The 21,243-nt window shown below is 62.3% G+C and carries 23 protein-coding genes; 17 read left to right on the top strand and 6 right to left on the bottom strand.

The annotated features are described in order from the left end of the window. The first annotated feature begins 75 nt into the window (after nucleotides 1–75). The 3 genes from ASD52_RS12740 to ASD52_RS39300 all read left to right on the top strand — a co-directional run bounded on the left by ASD52_RS12740 (nucleotide 76) and on the right by ASD52_RS39300 (nucleotide 1,864). Nucleotides 76–363 (top strand): DUF1330 domain-containing protein, encoded by a 288-nt coding sequence (locus ASD52_RS12740; protein WP_025425610.1) that lies wholly within the window; start codon nucleotides 76–78, stop codon nucleotides 361–363. 119 nt (nucleotides 364–482) lie between these two features. Next, complete coding sequence (locus ASD52_RS12735) at nucleotides 483–1,463, top strand: complex I NDUFA9 subunit family protein (protein ID WP_025425609.1); 981 nt, start codon at nucleotides 483–485, stop codon at nucleotides 1,461–1,463. 239 nt (nucleotides 1,464–1,702) lie between these two features. Beyond that, nucleotides 1,703–1,864 (top strand): hypothetical protein, encoded by a 162-nt coding sequence (locus ASD52_RS39300; protein ID WP_025425608.1) that lies wholly within the window; start codon nucleotides 1,703–1,705, stop codon nucleotides 1,862–1,864. 202 nt (nucleotides 1,865–2,066) lie between these two features. Here the strand turns inward: ASD52_RS39300 and ASD52_RS12730 are convergent, their stop codons facing one another. Continuing rightward, on the bottom strand, nucleotides 2,067–2,873 hold the full coding sequence (locus ASD52_RS12730) for an undecaprenyl-diphosphate phosphatase (protein ID WP_025425607.1): 807 nt from the start codon (nucleotides 2,871–2,873) through the stop codon (nucleotides 2,067–2,069). 162 nt (nucleotides 2,874–3,035) lie between these two features. Here ASD52_RS12730 and ASD52_RS12725 point away from each other — a divergent pair, with 162 nt between their 5' ends. From ASD52_RS12725 to ASD52_RS12680, 10 genes are all read left to right on the top strand, one after another. Continuing rightward, complete coding sequence (locus ASD52_RS12725; RefSeq protein ID WP_025425606.1) at nucleotides 3,036–3,728, top strand: glutathione S-transferase family protein; 693 nt, start codon at nucleotides 3,036–3,038, stop codon at nucleotides 3,726–3,728. Between the two features lie 10 nt (nucleotides 3,729–3,738). Continuing rightward, nucleotides 3,739–4,911, top strand: coding sequence for a tRNA epoxyqueuosine(34) reductase QueG (gene queG, locus ASD52_RS12720; protein ID WP_025425605.1), 1,173 nt, complete (start codon nucleotides 3,739–3,741; stop codon nucleotides 4,909–4,911). Continuing rightward, nucleotides 4,899–5,774 carry an SDR family oxidoreductase gene (locus ASD52_RS12715; protein WP_025425604.1) on the top strand — a complete coding sequence of 292 codons (876 nt, stop codon included), beginning with the start codon at nucleotides 4,899–4,901 and terminating at the stop codon, nucleotides 5,772–5,774. Before queG ends, ASD52_RS12715 begins: the two co-directional genes overlap by 13 nt. Nucleotides 5,775–6,246: 472 nt before the next feature. Continuing rightward, on the top strand, nucleotides 6,247–6,621 hold the full coding sequence (locus ASD52_RS12710; RefSeq protein WP_025425603.1) for a septal ring lytic transglycosylase RlpA family protein: 375 nt from the start codon (nucleotides 6,247–6,249) through the stop codon (nucleotides 6,619–6,621). Nucleotides 6,622–6,769: 148 nt separating this feature from the next. Continuing rightward, the gene (locus ASD52_RS12705) at nucleotides 6,770–8,059 is read left to right on the top strand and encodes an RsmB/NOP family class I SAM-dependent RNA methyltransferase (protein WP_025425602.1); all 1,290 of its coding nucleotides are present in this window, start codon (nucleotides 6,770–6,772) and stop codon (nucleotides 8,057–8,059) included. Between the two features lie 211 nt (nucleotides 8,060–8,270). Next, on the top strand, nucleotides 8,271–9,551 hold the full coding sequence (locus ASD52_RS12700) for an imelysin family protein (RefSeq protein WP_057224620.1): 1,281 nt from the start codon (nucleotides 8,271–8,273) through the stop codon (nucleotides 9,549–9,551). 49 nt (nucleotides 9,552–9,600) lie between these two features. After that, a complete protein-coding gene (locus tag ASD52_RS12695; RefSeq protein ID WP_057224618.1) occupies nucleotides 9,601–11,139 on the top strand; it encodes a di-heme oxidoredictase family protein in 1,539 nt (512 codons plus the stop codon). Further along, nucleotides 11,139–12,263, top strand: a complete 1,125-nt coding sequence (locus tag ASD52_RS12690) for an imelysin family protein (protein ID WP_025425599.1) — start codon at nucleotides 11,139–11,141, stop codon at nucleotides 12,261–12,263. The genes ASD52_RS12695 and ASD52_RS12690 overlap by 1 nt, the downstream gene beginning before the upstream one ends. 207 nt (nucleotides 12,264–12,470) lie before the next feature. Further along, a complete protein-coding gene (locus ASD52_RS12685) occupies nucleotides 12,471–13,460 on the top strand; it encodes a magnesium transporter CorA family protein (RefSeq protein ID WP_025425598.1) in 990 nt (329 codons plus the stop codon). Nucleotides 13,461–13,545: 85 nt separating this feature from the next. Beyond that, nucleotides 13,546–14,637, top strand: a complete 1,092-nt coding sequence (locus tag ASD52_RS12680; RefSeq protein ID WP_025425597.1) for a DUF1513 domain-containing protein — start codon at nucleotides 13,546–13,548, stop codon at nucleotides 14,635–14,637. A gap of 9 nt (nucleotides 14,638–14,646) precedes the next feature. On the opposite strand, the gene ASD52_RS12675 is transcribed toward ASD52_RS12680, so the two are convergent. Then, nucleotides 14,647–15,201, bottom strand: a complete 555-nt coding sequence (locus ASD52_RS12675; protein WP_025425596.1) for a GNAT family N-acetyltransferase — start codon at nucleotides 15,199–15,201, stop codon at nucleotides 14,647–14,649. 84 nt (nucleotides 15,202–15,285) lie between these two features. On the opposite strand from ASD52_RS12675, the gene ASD52_RS12670 reads away from it, so the two are divergent. The 4 genes from ASD52_RS12670 to guaA all read left to right on the top strand — a co-directional run bounded on the left by ASD52_RS12670 (nucleotide 15,286) and on the right by guaA (nucleotide 18,573). Continuing rightward, the gene (locus ASD52_RS12670) at nucleotides 15,286–15,738 is read left to right on the top strand and encodes a TspO/MBR family protein (RefSeq protein ID WP_025425595.1); all 453 of its coding nucleotides are present in this window, start codon (nucleotides 15,286–15,288) and stop codon (nucleotides 15,736–15,738) included. Between the two features lie 90 nt (nucleotides 15,739–15,828). Further along, the gene (locus ASD52_RS12665; protein ID WP_025425594.1) at nucleotides 15,829–16,281 is read left to right on the top strand and encodes a PaaI family thioesterase; all 453 of its coding nucleotides are present in this window, start codon (nucleotides 15,829–15,831) and stop codon (nucleotides 16,279–16,281) included. Then, a complete protein-coding gene (locus ASD52_RS12660; RefSeq protein ID WP_025425593.1) occupies nucleotides 16,278–16,916 on the top strand; it encodes a 5'-methylthioadenosine/S-adenosylhomocysteine nucleosidase in 639 nt (212 codons plus the stop codon). Before ASD52_RS12665 ends, ASD52_RS12660 begins: the two co-directional genes overlap by 4 nt. A 94-nt stretch (nucleotides 16,917–17,010) precedes the next feature. After that, nucleotides 17,011–18,573 carry a glutamine-hydrolyzing GMP synthase gene (gene guaA, locus ASD52_RS12655; protein ID WP_025425592.1) on the top strand — a complete coding sequence of 521 codons (1,563 nt, stop codon included), beginning with the start codon at nucleotides 17,011–17,013 and terminating at the stop codon, nucleotides 18,571–18,573. Between the two features lie 112 nt (nucleotides 18,574–18,685). On the opposite strand, the gene ASD52_RS12650 is transcribed toward guaA, so the two are convergent. From ASD52_RS12650 to ASD52_RS12635, 4 genes are all read right to left on the bottom strand, one after another. Beyond that, a complete protein-coding gene (locus tag ASD52_RS12650) occupies nucleotides 18,686–19,543 on the bottom strand; it encodes a sigma-70 family RNA polymerase sigma factor (protein WP_025425591.1) in 858 nt (285 codons plus the stop codon). Beyond that, nucleotides 19,540–20,436, bottom strand: coding sequence for an alpha/beta fold hydrolase (locus ASD52_RS12645; RefSeq protein ID WP_025425590.1), 897 nt, complete (start codon nucleotides 20,434–20,436; stop codon nucleotides 19,540–19,542). Before ASD52_RS12645 ends, ASD52_RS12650 begins: the two co-directional genes overlap by 4 nt. 71 nt (nucleotides 20,437–20,507) lie before the next feature. Beyond that, nucleotides 20,508–20,822, bottom strand: coding sequence for an EthD family reductase (locus tag ASD52_RS12640; protein ID WP_025425589.1), 315 nt, complete (start codon nucleotides 20,820–20,822; stop codon nucleotides 20,508–20,510). A gap of 36 nt (nucleotides 20,823–20,858) precedes the next feature. Next, nucleotides 20,859–21,164, bottom strand: coding sequence for an antibiotic biosynthesis monooxygenase family protein (locus ASD52_RS12635; protein WP_025425588.1), 306 nt, complete (start codon nucleotides 21,162–21,164; stop codon nucleotides 20,859–20,861). Between the last annotated feature and the right edge of the window lie 79 nt (nucleotides 21,165–21,243).

Genomic DNA, 21,243 nt, shown 5'->3' with positions numbered 1-21,243 from the left:
CGCTTGACCTTGCCCGGAATTTGCCGGAAGTAACACTCCCGTCTGCTTTCGATGCCTGAAGACGAGGAGTTCAGCATGGCAAAAGGATATTGGATCGCACGGGTCGATGTGCGAGACCCCGAACGCTACAAGGACTATGTGGCGGCCGCAAAGCCGGCCTTCGAGAAATACGGCGCCAATTTCCTGGCGCGCGGCGGTGAATTCGAGCGGCTGGAAGGTGGGGTTCGCGCCCGCAACGTCGTCATCGAATTTCCATCGCTTCAGGCCGCTGTCGACTGCTATAATTCCCCCGAGTACCAGATTGCCGCGGCGATCCGCCAACAGGTGGCAGACGCCGAGATGGTGGTCGTCGAGGGCATCTGACCGACGAGTGTTGCCAACCACGGCAACGCCGCCCGCCGCGAGGATTGGCCTTCACCTCTCGCGGCTGTTGGGCTATGTAGCAAACAATTCTTCCAAATGAGATCAGGAGTGCACTTCCCATGACCTTGTCCAACCTTCCGCCGCTGGTGACGATTTTCGGCGGATCCGGGTTCGTCGGCCGTCATGTCGTACGTGCACTCGCCAAGCGCGGCTACCGCATCCGCGTTGCCGTTCGCCGGCCGGATCTTGCAGGCCACCTGCAGCCGCTCGGCAATGTCGGCCAGATCTCGTTCGTCCAGGCCAACCTGCGCTATCGCAAGTCGGTCGACCGCGCCGTCGAAGGCTCCGACCATGTCATCAACTGCGTCGGCGTCCTGTTCGAGAGCGGCCGCAACACCTTCGACGCCGTGCAGGATTTCGGCGCCCGAGCGGTTGCGGAAGCCGCGCGCAATGTCGGCGCCAAGCTAACGCATATCTCGGCGATCGGCGCGGACGCCAAGTCGGAATCGAGCTACGCCCGCACCAAGGGGCGTGCCGAAGCCGCGATCCTGGAAACGCTGCCGGACGCGATCATCCTGCGCCCGTCGATCGTCTTCGGACCGGAGGACGGCTTCTTCAACAAGTTCGCCCAAATGGCCCGGTTCGCACCGGCGCTGCCACTGATCGGCGGCGGGAACACCAAGTTCCAGCCGGTCTATGTCACCGATGTCGCCGAGGTCGTTGCCCGCTCGGTCGACGGCAAGCTGTCGGCTGGCACGATTTACGAACTCGGCGGACCTGACGTCCTCACCTTCCGCGAATGTCTCGAGATCATGCTCCAGACCATCGATCGCAAGCGCTCGCTGGTATCGGTGCCCTTCGGCATCGCCTCGCTGATGGGCCGCGTCGCGTCGATGATCCCCTTCATCACGCCGCCGATAACGCCCGACCAGGTGGTGTTGCTGAAATCCGACAATATCGTCTCGGCCAAGGCCGAATCCGAAGGCCGGACGCTTGGCGGCATCGGCATCACGCCGACGATGCTGGAATCGATCCTGTCGACCTATCTCGTGCGCTATCGCCCGCAGGGCCAGTATACACGCAGCGGCCGCGCCGCCTGAGGCAGCAGCCCAGAAAGCCTCTTTCGATCGCCGCCGGCCCTGCCGGCGGCTTTTTTATTGTGTCATCAAGGCAACAGCGTTGCAGTTCTGCCGCAGTGACAAAAGCGAATGGCATTTACCGCAGATTCAACATGTCCTGATATTGATCAAGACATATCCAACGCATAAAAACCGCCCCGCGCCCCGATCACAGGTAAGTCTCGGCGGCGGCAGCATCACTCTCGAAAGGCATGGCGTCCATGGGCAAGTCGATCGCAATCTTTTTTGCGTCTGCGGCACTGATCATTCTGGCTGGCTCCTTCGTCGCGCCGAACACGGTCGCGAGCAGCCGCAAGGGCTGCACGCCGGCCTATGGCGTCGACCCGTGCACGACGGCGTCGATCGACCTTTCCGGCAAGTAAGCCGGCGCCCATCGGGCGATTAGCTACAAGTTTTTGGCGGGGGCCAGGGACCGCGTGCGTTTCATCTGAAACGCACGCGGTTTTATTTTTACAGCGCCGCGCGTCAAATATGACGCGCAAAGGACGCTGTATCTCTTTATATTTGCTGCATAATTTCGCCCTTAAATCGGATCCGATTTAGAGAATTATGCAGTAGCTGTTCTCAGCCGAGCATCCAGAGGCCGATAAGGCCGGCGGTGCCGACGACGATGCGCCAGATCGCAAATGGCGTGAAGCCGCGGCGCGAGACGAAGTCCAAGAGCGAGCGGACGACGAAGATGCCGGCGACGAACGCCGCGATGAAGCCGACGGCAATCAGTGTGAAATCGTCGAACGACAGCGCATCACGGTTCTTGTAGAGGTCGAGCGTGAAGGCGCCGAGCATCGTCGGCATGGCCAGGAAGAACGAGAACTCCGCCGCCGACCGCTTGTCCGTTCCCATCAGCAGAGCGCCGGCAATCGTCGCACCGGAGCGCGAGGTGCCGGGAATCATCGCCAGGCACTGGAACAGGCCGATCTTCAGCGCCAGCGACGGCGGATAGTCCATGACGTCGGTGTAGCGCGGCGTCAGCGGCATCCGATCGATCGCAAGCAGGATGAAGCCGCCAATGATCAGCACGACACAGATCAGGATCGGCGTTTCGAACAGCACGGTCTTGATGAAGTCATGGGCGATTGCGCCGATGATGGCGGCCGGCAGGAAGGCGAGCAGCACCGACACGACGAAGCGGCGGGCCTTGACGCTCGTCGGCAGCGCCAGTGCGATCGACAGAAGTCTTTGGAAATAGACGAGCAGGATCGCCAGGATGGCGCCGAGCTGTATCAGAACGGCAAAGGTGTTGCCCGGCGATCTGAAGCCGAGGAAGTGCCCGGCGAGGAGCACATGCGCCGTCGAAGACACGGGGATGAACTCCGTCAATCCCTCGATGAGACCGAGGACGAGCGCGCTGATGATCGATTGATCCGCCATATATAAGATTTTCCTGACAAGTTTTGGAGTGGGAGGAAAAGGCTGATTCGCTTGTGTTTGCCACCACAAGTTCCTATAGCTTTTTCTGATGAGCCGTGGCCAGACGCATGCGCCGCCACGCTGACGTTCCCTGAAAAAAGACCATAAGAAGCCAGATCATCGATGCCGACACTGTACCATCACCCCATGTCCTCCGCTTCGCGGTTCGTGCGCCTGATCCTTTCGGAATACGGCTACCAGACGGAATTGACCGAGGAACAGCCCTGGGAAAACCGGCGAGACTTTCTGACGCTGAATCCGGCGGGCACGTTACCGGTCTATGTTGACGACAGTATGAGGGCGCTTTGTGGCGCCACGATCATCTCGGAATATCTCGACGAGACGAACGGCATCATGAAGCGGGATCGGCGGCTTCTGGCGGAAGATCCGTTCCAGCGCGCCGAAATCCGCCGGCTGGCCGAATGGTTCCTTCACAAGATGGAAGCCGACGTGACGCGCCCCTTGGTGCGCGAGCGCATCTTCAAACTGCAGATGACGCCGGACCAGGGCGGCGGCGCACCTGACAGCAAGGTGCTGCGCACCTCGCGCGCCAATATCCGCCAGCACATGAAGTACCTGTCGTGGCTTGCCGGGTCGCGGCCCTGGCTTGCAGGCGACCGGATCTCCTATGCCGACCTTGCGGCGGCCGCGACGGTTTCGGTGCTCGACTATCTCGGCGAGATCGACTGGTCGGACGCGCCGACCGCCAAGGAATGGTATCAGCGGCTGAAGTCCCGCCCCTCCTTCCGCCCGCTGCTCTCCGAGCGCGTGCGCGGTATCACACCGGTTCCGCATTATGCGGATCTCGATTTCTGAGGATAGTGCCGTGCCCGGCAGTGCTGCCAAGGCTGAAAACCAGGAGCGACGGCGGCAGAAGCTGACGGAATTCCTGAAGGCCGAGGCGGCCGACAAGGGCTTCGACGTCTGTCGCATCACCCGGCCCGATGCCATACCGGAGGCGCCGGCGCGGCTCGTGGAATTCCTCGACGAGGGCTTCCACGGCACGATGGAATGGCTGGCCGAAACGGCGGAGCGCCGCTCCGATCCGCGAACCCTCTGGAGCAACGTGCGCTCGGTCGTCATGTTCGGAATGAACTACGGCCCGGAGGAAGACCCGCGCGGCATCCTCGACCAGCCGGATCGCGGTGCGATCTCCGTCTATGCCCAGAACCGCGACTATCACGATATCATCAAGGGCCGCCTGAAAGAGGTCGCGACCCGCTTTGCGGCACGTGCCGGCGAAGACGTGAAGGTGTTCGTCGACACGGCACCGGTGATGGAAAAGCCGCTCGCCGAAAAGGCAGGCATCGGCTGGCAAGGCAAACACACCAATCTCGTCAGCCGCGAGTTCGGCTCCTGGCTGTTTCTCGGCAGCCTGTTCACCACGGCGGAACTTGCCTTCGACGCCGCCGAGCGCGACCATTGCGGCTCCTGTCGTGCCTGTGTCAACGCCTGTCCCACCGCTGCCTTCCCCGCCCCCTACCGCATCGACGCGCGGCGCTGCATTTCCTACCTGACAATCGAGCACAAGGGGCCGATCGACCCGACGCTGCGTCCGCTGATCGGCAATCGCATCTATGGCTGCGACGACTGTCTTGCCGCCTGCCCCTGGAACAAGTTCGCGCAGCAGGCGTCGGAGATGAAACTGAAGGCGCGCGATGACCTGAAGGCGCCGTCGCTCGCCTTTCTCCTGACCCTCGACGACCCGACATTTAGGACCTTCTTCTCGGGCTCGCCGGTCAAACGCATCGGGCGTGACCGCTTCGTCAGAAATGTCTTGATCGCAGCGGGCAATTCCGGCGATGACAGCCTGGTCGCAGCCTGCAAGACGTTGACCAGCGATACCTCCCCGATGGTGAGGGCGATGGCGGTGTGGGCTTTGTCACTATTGATCTCGCCCGATGCGCTTGCGGCCCATGAGAGGCAATGCGGTGCGGAGAGCGACGAAGAAGTGTTGTCCGAATGGCAAATGGCGGGAGTAAGCCGATGCATGTCCTGATTCTTGGCGCCGGTTATTCCGGCATGGCGATCGCGCGCGCACTGGCCGACAAGGCCGATAGCGTCACTGGTACGACCCGCAGTGCGGAAAAGGCTGCCAAACTCGCAAAAGCGGGCATCCGCCCGATCGTCTTCGACGGCGATACGGTTTCCGACGAACTGGCAGACGCCTTGCGGCAGGCGACCCATCTGATCCAGTCGATCGCTCCCGGCCGCGACGGCGACCCGATGTTCCGCCCCGGCAGCACCGACCTCGCCACGCTTGCCCCTGCCCTTCGCTGGATCGGCTATCTCTCCACCGTCGGCGTCTATGGCGACCATGGCGGTCAGTGGGTGACGGAAGACATGTTGTCCAAACCGGTCTCGGCGCGCTCGGTGGAGCGAGTCGAGGCGGAAGACGCCTGGCTTGCCTTCGGCGCCAAACACGCTGTTCCCGTCGCTGTGCTACGGCTTTCCGGCATTTACGGCCCCGGACGCAACGCCTTCTGCAATCTCGCCAACGGCACGGCCCGCCGGCTGATCAAGCCCGGCCAGGTGTTCAATCGCATTCGTGTGGAAGATATCGGCGCTGCCACATCCTACCTCTCCGAAAGACTTCAGGGTGGGATCTTCAACATCACCGACAACGAGCCGGCACCACCGCAGGATATCGTTGCCGAGGCCGCGCGGCTGATGGGCGTCGAGCCGCCGCCCGAGATGCCGTTCGAAACCGCCGAGCTTTCGCCGATGGCCCGATCCTTCTATGGCGAAAACAAGCGCGTTTCGAATGCACGCCTGCGGGAAACCGGCTTCGAACTCGCCTATCCCGATTATCGCGTCTCGCTTGCGCAAATGTGGCAGACGGACAGCTGGCGCGGCCAATGAACAATTGCTGCGCGAACCAGTCAAAATATTCCGTTCGCAATGGAACATTGTCGATAGCATGATCGTTAGTAATGGTGATCTCACGGAGGCGCTTAATTGTGACCTTCGTGAGATATTCATTCTATACTCGGCGAATTGAATGCAACCACAGCGGTAGTGACGCATTTTTGACCATCCGGATTCCGGACGATTCGTTCAATTCGAAATTTTTAATGATTTTTTTCGTTAAGCCGATATCTCGGCTCGCGTGCGCGCCGCATTTAGCGTTCAACCGCTGATTCCAAAGAACTTCCGGGTTCTATTTAAACTATTTCAAACAATCTTCGTTTTTTAATTTTCGTCCTTTTTTAATAGATCCTAATAAAACGTAAATGGTTGAAGCACGTTTTCGCCATTTTTCGCCCCAATTAGCGATCTTCGACAGAATTAACCAAGAGCTCCAGCCCAAGAGCTCTAACCGAGGGTCGCCAGTTTGACGCCAGCGAAAATCAAGACTGTTGCTGCGGCAGCGCTGTTCACCGCCGGGATCGGCCTCGGTTCCGTTTCCGACAGCCAGGCAGCAGGCGCCGGCTGCGGCGGTGCTTCCTGGTATGCGCTGACCTCCAAGACGGCTTCCGGCGAACGTATGAACGCCGCCCGCCTCACCGCCGCCCATCGCAGTCTGAAATTCGGCACCAAGGTGCAGGTCACCAACAAGCGCAACGGCAAGAGTGTAATCGTTCGCATCAACGATCGTGGCCCGTTCATCCGTGGCCGTGTGATCGATCTTTCCAAAGCAGCCGCCTCGCAGATCGGCATGATCAGCTCCGGCCACGCCAGCATCTGTTATCGCGTCGTCAATTCCTGATCGTAAAATACTTCCGTCCGGCATCCGATCCGGGCGGTTCTGCTTTGAGAAGTACTGTTCCTCGCCACTTCCCCGCGTTTAATCCCGGCCAGCGTCTTGCTCTTCGATGCCATCGCCGCTACCACGGCGAAAAAGGAGTTGATCGAAGATGCGATTGGGCGGCAGGCTCGCTGGAGCCATTGAGGTTCTTGAGGACATCGAAAAGCGGAAGCGCCCGGTCGCCGACGCACTCAAGGACTGGGGCCTTTCCCATCGCTTCGCCGGCTCCGGCGATCGATCGGCGATCGGCAACATCGTCTATGACGCGCTTCGCATGAAGCTCTCCCACGCCTACCTGATGGACAGCGACAGCGCCGCCGCTCTCGGCCACGCCGTGATGTACCGCCAGTGGGGCTTTTCCCCCGAAGCGCTGGCGGCCGAACTCGATGGCGACAAATTCGCACCCGAGATGCCGTCCGCCGACATGGCGCAGGCCTTCGCGACGCGCCGCCTCGATGATGCCGCGCCCCACATCCAGGGCGACATTCCCGAATGGGTGCAGGCATCCTTCGAGGAAAACTTCTCCGAGGATTGGCTCGACGAAGCCAAGGCGCTCGCCGGGCGTCCGACGCTCGATCTGCGCGCCAACACGCTCAAGTCGACCCGGGACAAGGTGCTGAAGGCGCTGGAGCGCAGCGGCGCTGAAGCCGCAACGATCGCCCGCAACGGTATTCGTATTCCCGCCGGCGAAGGCGCCTCGCGCCTGCCGAACGTCACCGCCGAGCTTTCCTTCCAGAAAGGCTGGTTCGAAGTCCAGGACGAGGGATCGCAGATCGTCGCCGATCTCGCCTTCCCGCAGGAAGGCGAACAGGTGCTCGACTATTGCGCCGGCGGCGGCGGCAAGACGCTCGCCATGTCGGCTGCGATGAACAACAAGGGCCAGGTGCACGCCTACGACACCGACCGCAAGCGCCTGGCGCCGATCATCGAACGGCTGAAGCGCGCTGGAACGCGCAATGTCCAGGTACACGATTCCGCCGACAGCCTGGCGCCGCTTGCCGGCCGTTTCGATCGGGTTCTCGTCGATGCGCCTTGCACCGGCACCGGAACGTGGCGTCGCCGCCCCGACACCAAGTGGCGGCTCAACCAGAAGAACCTCGAAGAGCGGATCTCCCAGCAGGAAGAAGCGCTGGCAAGTGCTGCGCAGTTCGTGCGGCCGGGCGGACACCTGATCTACGTCACCTGCTCGGTGCTTCCCGAGGAGAACGAGGCGCAAGTCTACGGCTTCTGCGAAGACAATCCGGAATTCGAGATCCTGTCGGCCGCCGACATCTGGGCCGGGCTATTCGGTACCGACAAGCCGCAGCCATGGTCCGCCGACATGAAGACGGTGACGCTGACGCCGGCTTCCACCGGCACCGACGGCTTCTTCTTCTGCCTGATGCAGCGCAAGGCCTGAGCGCCTCGCCGGCGGCTTCGACACTGCGCCAAACCGCCGGCATCAGATTGAAAACGTTCTAAACTATACACTTTGACACCAGTTTACTTTTGGTTCATGACAATCAAGCTCCGGCGGGTCGGCGGGGGATTTTCCACGACCCATTGCCGAGCAATGACGCCGTCCCGCGGTGTCCGTTCCGGTCACGCCGGGAGAAGAACAGGAGAGGGTCATGACCAAGAATTTCATCCGCGCCGCGGCGCTGGCGCTCATGACGGCAACGTCGACGCTGGCCCTGCAGCCGGCGCAGGCCGCCACCGATGCGGCCGCCGTTGTAAAGCACTACACCGTCGTCGCGCACGCCAAGTTCGAAGATGCGCTGATCACCGCTGAGGCGCTCGACAAGGCAATCGACGCGCTGATCGCGACCCCCAGCGAAGCAACGCTGAAGGCGGCGCGCGAAGCCTGGCTCAAGGCCCGCCACCCCTACCAGGAAACGGAAGTCTACCGCTTCGGCAACGCCATCGTTGACGAGTGGGAAGGCAAGGTCAACGCCTGGCCGCTGGACGAAGGCCTGATCGACTATGTCGATCCGAGCTACGGCAGCGAGAGCGACGAGAACGGTCTCTTCACCGCCAACGTGATCGCCAACAAGACGATCAAGATCGACGGCAAGGATGTCGACGCCACCAACATCACGCCGGAACTGCTGGCGGGTACCCTACAGGAAGCAGGCGGCATCGAGGCGAACGTCGCCACGGGCTATCACGCCATCGAATTCCTGCTCTGGGGCCAGGACCTGAACGGCACCAAGGCTGGCGCCGGCAACCGCCCCTACACGGATTACGACACCAAGGCCTGCACCGGCGGCAATTGCGATCGGCGTGGCGCCTATTTGAAGGCTGCATCCGAACTGCTCGTTTCGGACCTGAAGGAAATGGTTGCCAACTGGACGCCGGATGGCGCGGCGACCAAGGCCGTCGAAGCCGATCCGAAGGCTGGCCTGACCGCCATCCTGACCGGCATGGGATCGCTCTCCTATGGCGAGCTTGCAGGCGAGCGCATGAAGCTCGGCATCCTGCTGCATGACCCGGAAGAAGAGCACGACTGCTTCTCCGACAACACCCACAACTCGCACCTGCACGACGCGATCGGCATCCAGTCGGCCTATACCGGCGAATATACCCGCGTCGACGGCACCAAGCTGACCGGCGCCTCGCTTTCCGAACTCATTGCCACCAAGGACGCGGCACTCGACAAGGAAATGACCAAGGATCTCGCCACCACGGTCGAGAAGATGCAGGCGATGGCCAAGCGCGCCGAAACCGTCGAGGCCTACGACCAGATGATCGGCGAAGGCAATGCCGAGGGCAACGCCACCGTCCAGGCCGCGATCGACGGCCTGATCGCCCAGGCCAAGACCGTGCAGCGCGTCATCGCGTCGCTCGACCTCGGCACGATTGAGCTTGAAGGTTCCGACAGCTTGGATAATCCTAACGCTGTTTTCCAATAAGCTGAAAAGGCGGGCCGCGCCGTTACGGACGCGGCCCGATCCTCAATCGATGAACGCATGCATTGCCCGCTCCCTTCTGCAGTCGCTCCTGGCGCTGTTTCTTGTTGCGGCGGCAGTTCAGGCGTCAGACGATACCTCCGCGCTCAAGCACAAGCGCGACGATCTCTCCGAGGCCGACCTTCGCCGCGTCGAGGCGATCACTGTGCCGGTCACGGATTTCTCCAAGGCAGAACGATACGAGGCGATGTCGGCGGGAGCCGGAACGTCGATCGCCCCGAACGATCAGGACAGCTTCACTCAGTTTTCCGCAAACTTGGCTTTCGAGGATGAAGAGGGATTCAAGCTGGGCGATGCGCTGTTCGAAAAGCTCTGGGTGTCCTCGCCCTCGTCAACCCAGGCGTCCGATGGCCTGGGGCCGCTCTACAATGCAAGGTCCTGCCTCAGCTGCCATCCGCGCGATGGGCGTGGCGGCCCGCCCGAAGGCGCCAGCGACGGCACCTCGATGCTCTACCGGCTCGCCCGGGCGCCGCGCAACGACGGCGAACGGCAGATGCTGGCGACCTACGACATGGCCAATTTCCCCGACCCGATCTACGGCGCGCAGTTGCAGGACAGGGCGGTGCCGGGGCTTGCCGCCGAAGGTCAGATGAAGATGACCTACTCCGAGCTGCCGGTCACGCTGGCGGACGGCGAACTGGTCTTCCTGCGCAAGCCGACCTATGCGGTGCGCGATCTCGCCTACGGCGCCCTTGATCCGACAACGACGCTTTCGCCGCGGGTGGCGCCGCAGATGATCGGATTGGGACTGATCGAGGCGATCCATGAGGCGGATATCCTTTCCCGTGCAGACCCTGATGACGCCGACGGCGACGGCATCAGCGGGCGCGCCTCGCTGGTTCGCGATCGCGCGACCGGAGAAATTGCGCTTGGTCGCTTTGGCTGGAAGGCACAGACCCCGACGGTGCGCCAGCAGACGGCGGATGCCTTCGCCGCCGATATCGGCCTTTCGACCCCGGATCTCGACCGCAGTTTTGGCGACTGCACCGAAGGGCAAACGGCCTGCCTCGGCCTGCCGACCGGCGTCCAGGCGCGTCTCGGCGCGGTCGAGGCTCCGGACCCGGTGCTGGGACTGGTCACCTTCTACTCGGCCAATCTGGCCGTTCCGGCGCGGCGCAAGGCGAGCTTTCCAAAAACCCTGCGCGGCAAGGAGATCTTCTACCAGAGCGGCTGCGCTTCCTGCCACACCCCGAAATACGTGACGCGTCGCGACGCTGCCCACAAGGCACAGGCGTTCCAGCTGATCTGGCCCTATTCCGACTTCCTGCTCCATGACATGGGAGACGGCCTTGCCGATGGCCAGACCGTAGGTATCGCCAATGGCCGCGAATGGCGCACGCCGCCGCTCTGGGGCATCGGACTGACGAAGGCGGTGAGCGGCCATACGTTCCTGCTGCACGACGGGCGGGCCCGCAATTTTACCGAAGCCATTCTGTGGCATGGTGGAGAGGGCAAAAAAGCGCGAGACGCCTTTGCCGCGCTTTCCACACGTGACCGCCGTGACCTCCTCGCATTCCTGGAGTCTCTTTGATGTCTCATATGCCTTCGCTTGCCCTCGGCCTTTGCCTGGCCGCTCTGTCCCTGCCGGCCATGGCGCAGGAGGGAAGCGCGCTGTCGCCCCGTGTCGTCAACGAGGCTGCCGTGCCAGCCGTGATGGCTAGGGCGGTCGACGATTTCATTATCCCCGGCTACCGCAACCTGTCGGACAAGACCGCGCTGCTGACGAAGGCGTCGGCCGCCCTTTGCGAGGTCCCGTCGGCGGCATCGCAGGAGAAAGCGCAAGAAGCATTTTCCGACCTGGTACAGGCCTGGTCGACGGTCGAAATCATCCGTTTGGGGCCGGCGCTCGAGCAGAACCGCTTCGAGCGCTTCCTGTTCTACCCCGACCGCAAGAGCACGGGCCTGAAACAGGTGCAGGCCATTCTTGCCAAGGGCGACGAGACGGCGACCGACGTCGCATCGCTCAAGGGCAAGAGCGTCGCGGCGCAAGGACTGGGCGCACTGGAATACGTGCTCTACGGCAATGGCTCCGATGTGCTGGCGAGCAAGGACGGCGATTTCCGTTGCCGCTACGGCGTGGCGATCTCGCAGAACCTCGACGCCATCGCCAACGAGTTCCTGGCGGAGTGGCAAAAGCCTGAGGGCATCCAGGCCGCCTGGAAAAAGCCGGGCCCTGGAAATCCTCAATTTCGCGACAGCAAGGAGGCGGCAACCGAGCTGCTCGGCATTTTCGTGCACGGCGTCGAGATGGTGAAGGACCAGCGGCTGAAGCCGTTCTATGCCGGAACCGTCGACGGCAAGCAGGACAAGGGACATCCGAAGTCGGCGATCTACTGGCGGTCGGAAAACACCATGCCCTCGATCGCCGCCAACTTCCGCGGCCTGCATACCCTGTTCAAGGTGGCCGACATGGAAAGCCTGCTTCCGAACGACAGCCGCTCGGTCGCCGGGTCGGCAGACTTCGTCTTCAAGTCGGTCATCGGCATCTCGCAGACCATCGACGGTCCGATCGGCGAGGCGATCGCCGATGACAAGAGCCGGGCCAAGCTCGATTTTCTCACGCTCAACACCGCCGATCTTCTCGACCGGCTGAACAAGGATTTCGGCGGTGCCATCGGCCTTGGCGCCGGCTTCTCCTTTGCCGACGGCGACTGAGCAGACAGCCCTTAGCCGAGGCTGTTGACAATCCCCCCGTTTGGGCGCAAAGCGCTCCCGTGTCCGCTCTCGCGGCCACGTTTCACCACAAGGATCAACTTGCAATGAACCCCGACAGTCGAAGTCGAGCCTTCATGCTCACGACCGCTCGGTCCTGATTGATCAGGGCTTCGTGGCGGTCGGATGACTCGCCCTATGGAGCCCAAAATGCTGCGCATCTACAAAAGCCAGAACAGCCATCTCGTGCTCGTCGACATGCTCGACGGCCTTGCCTCTCCGACGCCGGTCATCTGGTTCGACCTGCTCAATCCGTCCGTGGAGGAGACCCGGCTGGTCGAAGGCCAACTCGGCATCGAAATCCCGACCCGGGACGAGATGCAGGAAATCGAGCTGTCCGACCGGCTCTACCAGGAAGACGGCGCGCAGTTCATGACCATGACGGCCGTTGCCAAGCTCGACAGCGACTACCCGGTCAAGGTTCCCGTGACCTTCATCGTCAAGGGCGTGACGCTCGTGACCGTACGCCACGCCGACCCGAAGCCGTTCCAGACCTATGCCAACCGGCTGCAGAAGGCCAACGGCCAAGGCTGCGAAACTGGCGAACTGGCGATGCTGGGGCTTCTCGAAGCGATGATCGACCGCACCGCCGACGCACTCGAGCGGGCCGGCAGCGAGGTCGACGGTATTTCGCGTGAAGTGTTCCGCAAGACCAATGCCAGCGCCACCAAGAAGACACGCGACTTGCAGTCGCTGATCGAGCAGATCGGCCAGAAGGGTGACCTTCTGACGATCATTCGCGAAAGCCTGGTCAGCATCGGTCGGCTGGTCGCCTATCACGTGGCGCTCGAAGGCATCGGTCCGCGCAAGGCGGCCAAGGAAAGCCGGCAGCGGATCAAGTTGATCCAGCGCGATGCGACATCGCTCGGCGACCACGCGCTGTTCCTGTCGAACAAGATCAACTTCTTGCTCGACGCGACGCTCGGCCTGATCAATCTGGAGCAGAACCAGATCATCAAGATATTCTCGGTCGCTGCCGTCGTGTTCCTGCCGCCGACACTGGTCGCCTCGATCTACGGCATGAACTTCGAGGTCATGCCCGAGCTGCAGTGGCAGTTCGGATATCCCTATGCCCTGGCGCTGATGGTGCTTTCGGCGATCGTGCCGTTCCTCTACTTCAAGCGGCGGGGCTGGCTCTGACAGAGTCATCTGCTACATCGTAGCGACAAGGATCGGCGGCGGAATTCCGGTGCCGGTCCGATAAGATGGCAGGCGAGGAATGGCCATGCGCGCCACCACGGGTCTGATCGACCGTCGCAATTTCATCAAGATGGCCGGCGCCGCCTGGGTGGCGACGCTCGGCGCTCGCGGCGCCTTTGCGCTCGAGCGCGCCGACGCGGTCTTTGCCTCCGCTTTCATGGCGCCGGACGGAAGCTATGGCGTTGCCACACTGACCGAGGCCGGCGAGATCGTCGAGCGCACGGCGCTTCCGGCACGCGCCCACGGCATGGCCCATTCAGCCGCCAGCAAACGGACGGTGGCGTTTTCCCGCCGCCCCGGCACCTATGCGATGATCCTTGCGACCGACGGCAGCGCCGAGCCGGTGGTCATCGCGGCCGCCGAGGGCCGGCACTTCTATGGCCATGGCTGCTTTTCTGCCGATGGCCGCCTGCTCTACGCCACCGAAAACGACTTTGCCGCCAATCGCGGCATGATCGGCATCTACGACGGCAGCCGACATTTTGCCCGCATCGGCGAGTTCCCGACCTATGGCATCGGCCCGCATGACATGACGCTTTCCGCCGATGGACGGATGCTGGCCATCGCCAATGGCGGCATCGAGACTCATCCGGATTTCGGCCGCACCAAGCTCAATCTCGACCATATGGAACCGAGCCTGACACTGGTCGACACCGAGACCGGCGCGCTGATCCAAAAACACATACTGCCGGGCGAACTCAACCGTCTCTCCACCCGCCACGTCGATATCGGCCCGAAGGGCGAAATCTGGTTTGCCTGCCAATACGAAGGTGCGCGCGACGACCTGCCGCCGCTCGTCGGCCATTTTTCCCATGGCGAAGATCTCGCCTTCGTGTCGCTGCCCGAAAGCACGACCGAGGCCTTGGCCAATTATGTCGGCGCCATAGCCGTCAACCGCCAGGAGGGATTGATCGGCCTCACCTCGCCCAAGGGTGGCGTTGCCGTGACGCTCGATGCCCGCACGGGTGCGGTGTTGAGGCAAGAGCGCGTGACCGACGCCGCCGGTGTCGCGGCGGCCGAGCATGGTTTTGCCGTGTCGTCCTATGACGGCCGCTTCAAGGACCGTCAAAGCCGTGTCGCCTGGGACCAGCATATCGTCCGGCTCGGCCGGGACTGACGGCCCACGTCACGCGGAGAAGCGACCCTCGCCGGCCAGCTTTGCCAAATTGTCCCATCGATAGGCGGTCTGATCGTGGTTCTCACCGCCGAGGCTGACCTGGCCCTGGCCGACGGCGACCGCCCCCAGGCGTTCGTAAAACGCTCGGTTCGGATTGCTGGAAAGCACCCAGGCAAACAGCGACGCGCCGCCCAGCTCCCGGCAGTGGGCCGCGACGCTGCGCACGAGCGCCGAGCCGATGCCGGCCCCTTGAAACTCCTTGAGGATATAAAGCGCATAGAGTTCGCGGTCGAAGCGCGGCGGCATCGAGCGGGCCTTTCCATAATTGGCAAAGCCGATCACCCGGTTCGTGCTCATGTCGACCGCGACCAGGTGGAAAACGTCGACAACGCGCATGCGCCGGGCATGGCGCAACGCCTGTTCCTCGATGCTCATGGCATCGAGGAAGGCATCGGAAATCAGCCCGCGAAACGTCGATCGCCAGGTTTCGACGATGACGGAAGCGATCATCATGATGTCATCAGGACCGGCCGGCCGGATGTCGATGCGTCGGAAGCTTTTCATGGCAGAGATATAGGTGGCGCATGGTCGCTTCGAAACAGCAGCCCCCGCTGGAAAGCGCATCAGGGCACTCTATCTGTCGACGCCATGAACAGACCCCTCGTCTACACAGTCTTCATCGCTGCCGTTCTCGGTCTCGGGCTTCTCATCGGCTACAACAACATCCCCGGCGAATGGTACCAGTCACTGGCAAAGCCGGTCTTCAATCCACCCAACTGGATCTTCGCCCCGGTCTGGTCGGTGCTCTACGTGATGATCGGCATCGTCGGCGCCCGGCTGTTTCTTGACCATCGCCGTACCGCCGCGATGCGATTGTGGCTCGCGCAGATGATCTTCAACTTCCTGTGGTCGCCGCTGTTCTTCGGCCTGCAGGACATCGCGTCGGCACTGATTGTCATCATCGCGCTGCTGATCGCAGTCGCCGGTGTCATCGTCGCAAGCTGGCAAAGAGACCGCGCTTCGGCCTTGCTCTTCCTGCCCTATCTCGCCTGGGTGGCATTCGCGACCGTACTCAACGGCTCGATTTTCCTCATGAATTGAGCTTGTCGCACTGGTGCGGCCGTGCCACTGTCCGTCGATCGATATGGGAGGCAATCGGGCCTGCCGCGACAGCCAGGGCCGTACAGACTGATGGACGACAGCGATCCCCCAGATTTCCGCAGGCGCATAAGGGAAAGCTTCGCACGGCAGGCGGCCATGGAAACGATCGGCGCAGAACTGACGCTGGTCGAGCAGGGTACCGTCGAGATCGAGCTGCCCTTTGACGAAAAGCTGACGCAGCAGCACGGCTTCCTGCATGCGGGCGTGATCTCCGCCGCGCTCGATTCGGCCGGCACCTATGCCGCCTATTCCGTCATCGACCCCGACGCCTCTATCCTGACGATCGAATTCAAGGTCAACCTGCTGTCGCCGGGGCGCGGCGAGCGCTTCCTGTTTCGCGGCGAGGTCACCAAGCCCGGCACGACGATCATCGTCTCCGACGGGCGCGGCTACGCCATCCGCTCGGACGGGCCGGCCAAGCTGATCGCCTCGATGACCGGCACGATGATGGTCATCCGCGGACGCGAGGGTATCGAAGGATGAAGGTCGAAATGAAGGACGTCGCCGGCCGCAAGGTTCTCTATGTCATGGCTGTCGATGCCGAGTACGGTCCTCATCTCAAGGCACGGATCGCGCCGCTGATGACCGGCGTCGGACCGGTCGAGGCCGCAGTCACGCTGACGAAGACGCTGGCAGGCCTTGCCTCCAAAGACACTCTGCCTGATCTCGTCGTCTCGCTCGGTTCGGCGGGTGCGGCCAAGCTTGAACAGACCGAAGTCTATCAGGCGACATCGGTCGGCTACCGCGACATGGACGCCTCGGTGCTCGGTTTCGAGAAAGGCGCGACGCCGTTTCTCGACCTTCCCGCCGTCGTTTCGCTGCCGCTGCGCATTCCTGGGATCAAGGAGGCCCGGCTTTCGACCGGCGCCAACATCGTCTCCGGCACCGCCTATGACGGCATCGACGCCGACATGGTGGAAATGGAGACCTATGCGGTGCTACGCGCCTGCCAGTCTTTCGGCGTGCCGCTCATCGCGCTTCGCGGCATTTCCGACGGTAAGGCGGAACTCAAGCACGTCAACGACTGGACGGAATATCTAGATGTCATCGACGAGAAGCTCGCCGGCGTCATCGACAGGCTTGAGACAGCGATCGGCACGGGCGAAATCCGGCTCTGAAAGCCCGGAATTGTCGGGGTGCAATCTAATCGTTGCGCAGAGGACGGGCTTTGATTAAAGGCTCGCCATGATCAAGCTTGTTTGAAGGCCCGACATGACCCAGACAGCCCATCCCGACACCGTTCTCATCGTCGATTTCGGCAGCCAGGTGACGCAGCTCATCGCCCGGCGCGTGCGCGAATCCGGTGTTTATTGCGAAATCGTGCCGTTCCAGTCGGCGGACGAAGGTTTTCAGCGGCTAAAGCCGAAGGCCGTCATCCTCTCCGGCAGCCCGGCTTCCACCCTCGACATCGGCTCGCCGCGCGCGCCTTCGATGATCTTCGATTCCGGCCTGCCGGTCTTCGGCATCTGTTACGGCCAGCAAACCATGTGCGCCCAGCTGGGCGGCAAGGTCGAGAGCGGCCATCACCGCGAATTCGGCCGCGCCTTCCTCGAAGTCGAGAAGGACTGCGCGCTGTTCGACGGCGTCTGGTCGCTCGGCTCGCGCCACCAGGTCTGGATGTCGCATGGCGACCGCGTCACGGCGATCCCCGAAGGCTTCGAGGTCGTGGCGACATCCGCCAACGCCCCCTTTGCCTTCATTGCCGACGAGAAGCGCAAGTACTACGCCGTGCAGTTCCACCCGGAAGTGGTGCACACGCCCGACGGCGCCAAGCTGATCGCCAACTTCGTGCACAAGATCGCCGGCATCAAGGGCGACTGGTCGATGTCGGCCTACCGCGCCAAGGCCGTGGACGCGATCCGCAAACAGGTCGGCGACAAGAAGGTGATCTGCGCGCTTTCCGGCGGCGTCGACAGCTCGGTCGCAGCGCTCCTGATCCACGAGGCAGTCGGCGACCAGCTGACCTGCATCCTCGTCGACCATGGCCTGATGCGCAAGGACGAGGCGAAGAACGTCGTCGCCATGTTTGAAGAGCACTATAATCTGCACCTGCTGCACGTCGACGCTTCCGACCGCTTCATCGGCGAACTGGAAGGCCAAAGCGATCCGGAAACCAAGCGCAAGATCATCGGCCGCCTGTTCATCGAGGTGTTCGAGGAAGAGGCAAAGAAGCTCGGCGGCGCGGATTTCCTTGCCCAGGGCACGCTTTATCCCGACGTCATCGAAAGCGTTTCCTTCACCGGCGGCCCGTCGGTGACGATCAAGTCGCACCACAATGTCGGCGGCCTGCCGGAACGCATGAACATGCAGCTGGTCGAGCCGCTGCGCGAGCTGTTCAAGGACGAAGTCCGGGTGCTCGGCCGCGAACTCGGCCTGCCCGACAGCTTCATCGGCCGCCACCCGTTCCCCGGACCGGGCCTTGCCATCCGTTGCCCTGGTGGCATCAGCCGCGAGAAGCTCGAGATCCTGCGCGAAGCCGACGCGATCTATCTCGACGAAATCCGCAAGGCCGGCCTCTACGACGCCATCTGGCAGGCGTTTGCCGTGCTGCTGCCGGTCCAGACCGTCGGCGTCATGGGCGACGGCCGCACTTACGAGTTCGTCTGTGCGCTGCGGGCCGTCACCTCGGTCGACGGCATGACCGCCGACTTCTACCACTACGACATGGAATTCCTCGGCCGTGCGGCAACGCGCATCATCAACGAGGTCCGTGGCATCAACCGCGTGGTCTACGACGTCACGTCGAAGCCGCCCGGCACGATCGAGTGGGAATAACGGGCAATCGGCGGCAATAGCGTAGCTTTGGGCGGCGATTTTCTCGCCCGCGCTGCTGCCAGCCGTCTATTCCTCACGTGCGCCGAGCGCCATGATGGCGCTGTCCGGTCGATTAGTCCAACCGCACCCAATCGATGGCTTCGAGCACATACGGCGCGAACAGGAAGTCCCGGATCTGGATGATCCGGCTTTCCGACCAGCCGATCAGGACGAAATGTGCAGGCCGTTCCGTCGAGCCGGTGCTGTCGAACACCAGCATGGCCGGCTGTCCTTCAACCGCGCCGAAGGCGAACCGCCACTTCGTCACTTCGCCATAGCGGGTAAAATAGTGGCCGATCCTGTCGCGTCCTTCGAGTTGCAGCCGGTTTACCAGATCGAGCTTCACGTCATCGGCGAGCATGGCGCGAATTGCGTCGAAATCACCGCTCTGAAAGAGACGGACATAGGCGGTCATCTTCCGCCGGTCCGGCTCTGACATCAGCGGCAGCCTGATATCGTCGGGTGCCTGCGCAAGTTCCCGGAGTGCAACGCGCCCGCGCTGTAGCGCCGATTTGGCGGCGGCGGGCGAGCAGCCCGCGATCCCGGCGATCTCGTCGATCGAATGACCCAGGACATCCTTGAGGATCACCGCGCAGCGCTGAAGTTCAGGCAGCCGCAGAAACGTCTGGAAGCTGAACGCGACGATTTCCGCCTCAGGGATGGGCGCCGCCTCGACGTCTTCGGTGAGCGAGACGACCGTGTTGCGCGACCGCTCGCGCAGGAAATCGAGGCTCGTGTTGTGGGCGATGCGAAACAGCCAGCCCTCGAGACTATCGACCTCGACTCCTTGGGCTCGTGCGTTGAGCGCCTTGACGAGCGTATCCTGCAAGACATCCTCGCCATTGACCGCCGATCCCGTCATGCGCGCGCAGTAGCGATGAAGGCGTGGTCTGAGCGCATTCAGACGGTCCTCGAAATGGTCGGTATTCATGCACCAAGACCTCCGGCGCTTGCCCGCTCCGCCTGGGACTGGGCGCTGATTTCGATCAGTATCTTCGACAGCTTGGCCGGTTGTGACAGGAATGGCGAGTGGCTGGTCTCCAAAGTGTGGGTCGTCGTCTTGCCGCCGATGGCAACGTCTACGGTCGCAATCATGTGATCCTGACCGGCCAACGGAACCGCGCGGTCCTGTGTGGTGCGGATGTAGTGGCGCGGCACGGTGCCAAATCCTTCCGGCGTAATGGCCGATGGAGCCACGGCGCCGGCATTCGATTCGTCGTAGTGAAGATGCAGCGCCGCCTGCGCGAATTCCACCTCCGGCACGTCGCCATAAAACGAAGCCTTGAGAAGCGATCGATAGGCGACGTCTGTCGATCGCGGATTGATCCTTGTCGCACCGATGCCGACGGGGTCGCCCACGAACAACCCGGGCGACAGGGCCGAAGACATGGTTTCGTGTTGCAGCATCGCCAGCAACGGCATGCCGTTCGGCACCATGAACCCGGCGATATAAACGACTGCGAGAAGCTGGTCCGGAACCCTTTCGGCGACCGCCGAAATCGTCATCCCGCCGGCCGAGTGCCCGACCAGGATGACCTTGCCGCCGCCGAGGGCCGCGGCCTCTTTTACCAGCTCGACAACCGCTTCCGTCCGCTCCAGCTGCGTAATGCCGGCGCTGGGTGACGGCTCCGTGGCAAAAGCAATGGGGTCGAACGGACGAAGGCCGAGCGACGGTGGGGCTATGGCATTGACCCCCGCGCCGGGAAGGTCGAGCGTCAAGGCCGAAAAGCCATTGGCTTCAAGTATCGGCGTCACCTTGTCCCATGTCGAGCGGTCGTGCCAACCGCCATGGATCAGGACAAAAACTGCTTTGGTCACTGCCATTCCCTCAGTCCCCTTTACTCTGACCTTACGATATTTGCGGCCTGTGCAAGCGGCCAACTGCCAGCGTCGGTTCAAACTTCCCTGTCGTCGAAAAGGAACATTTCAACACCAGAGTCGTCAGGCGCAAAAAGTCGTCGATCCGCCGCAGCGGCCTGACCTTCCGGGCTTGCAAACGCCTTGTTGATCGCCGCAAGGTCGTCGAAATGCAGCGTTCCAATGCGATGAATTTTGGACGTTCCGACTGGCCTTGCGATCGGGCCGTCGCTGACCTCGTATTTCCTGAGCCCAGGGATCTTCTTGGCGAGAGGCACGTGGATCTCGAAATAATGCTGGTCGAACGCCTCGACATTATCAGGTGTTGGGTAAATCACGACCATGCGGGCCATTGCGATTCCTCCGTTGTTTCGGTGTGTGCCAAAGCCTCACCGGGTTTCGCCAAACACCGCCGAGCCGATGATCGAATCGAGGCTCGCCAGCTCAAGGATCTCAGGGAAGTAGGCTTTCATGCGCGGGTCGCTGCGCATCGCCTCGACCGCTGCAGGGGTCTCCCACTCGGAGTAGATGACGACGCCGGTGCCGTCATTTGCCGCGATCAACCGGGTCGTCTTCCAGCCTTCAAGCGTGCGGACAACCGTGTCGGTGTTCAGCTTCAGGAGCGCGATCAGCGCATCCTGCTTCCCGGGTTTGACCTTCAGCAGATTGATCAAAATGACTGACTCGTCGGACATGGCATGTCTCCTTTTTGTTTCGAACACATCAAGGACGACCGGAAGGGTGAAAACGGATCGCGACGTTTGAAAATTTTGG

The organism is Ensifer sp. Root142 (assembly GCF_001426785.1).
GTDB lineage: Bacteria > Pseudomonadota > Alphaproteobacteria > Rhizobiales > Rhizobiaceae > Ensifer > Ensifer canadensis.
This window is presented reverse-complemented; position numbering and strand designations above follow the sequence as displayed.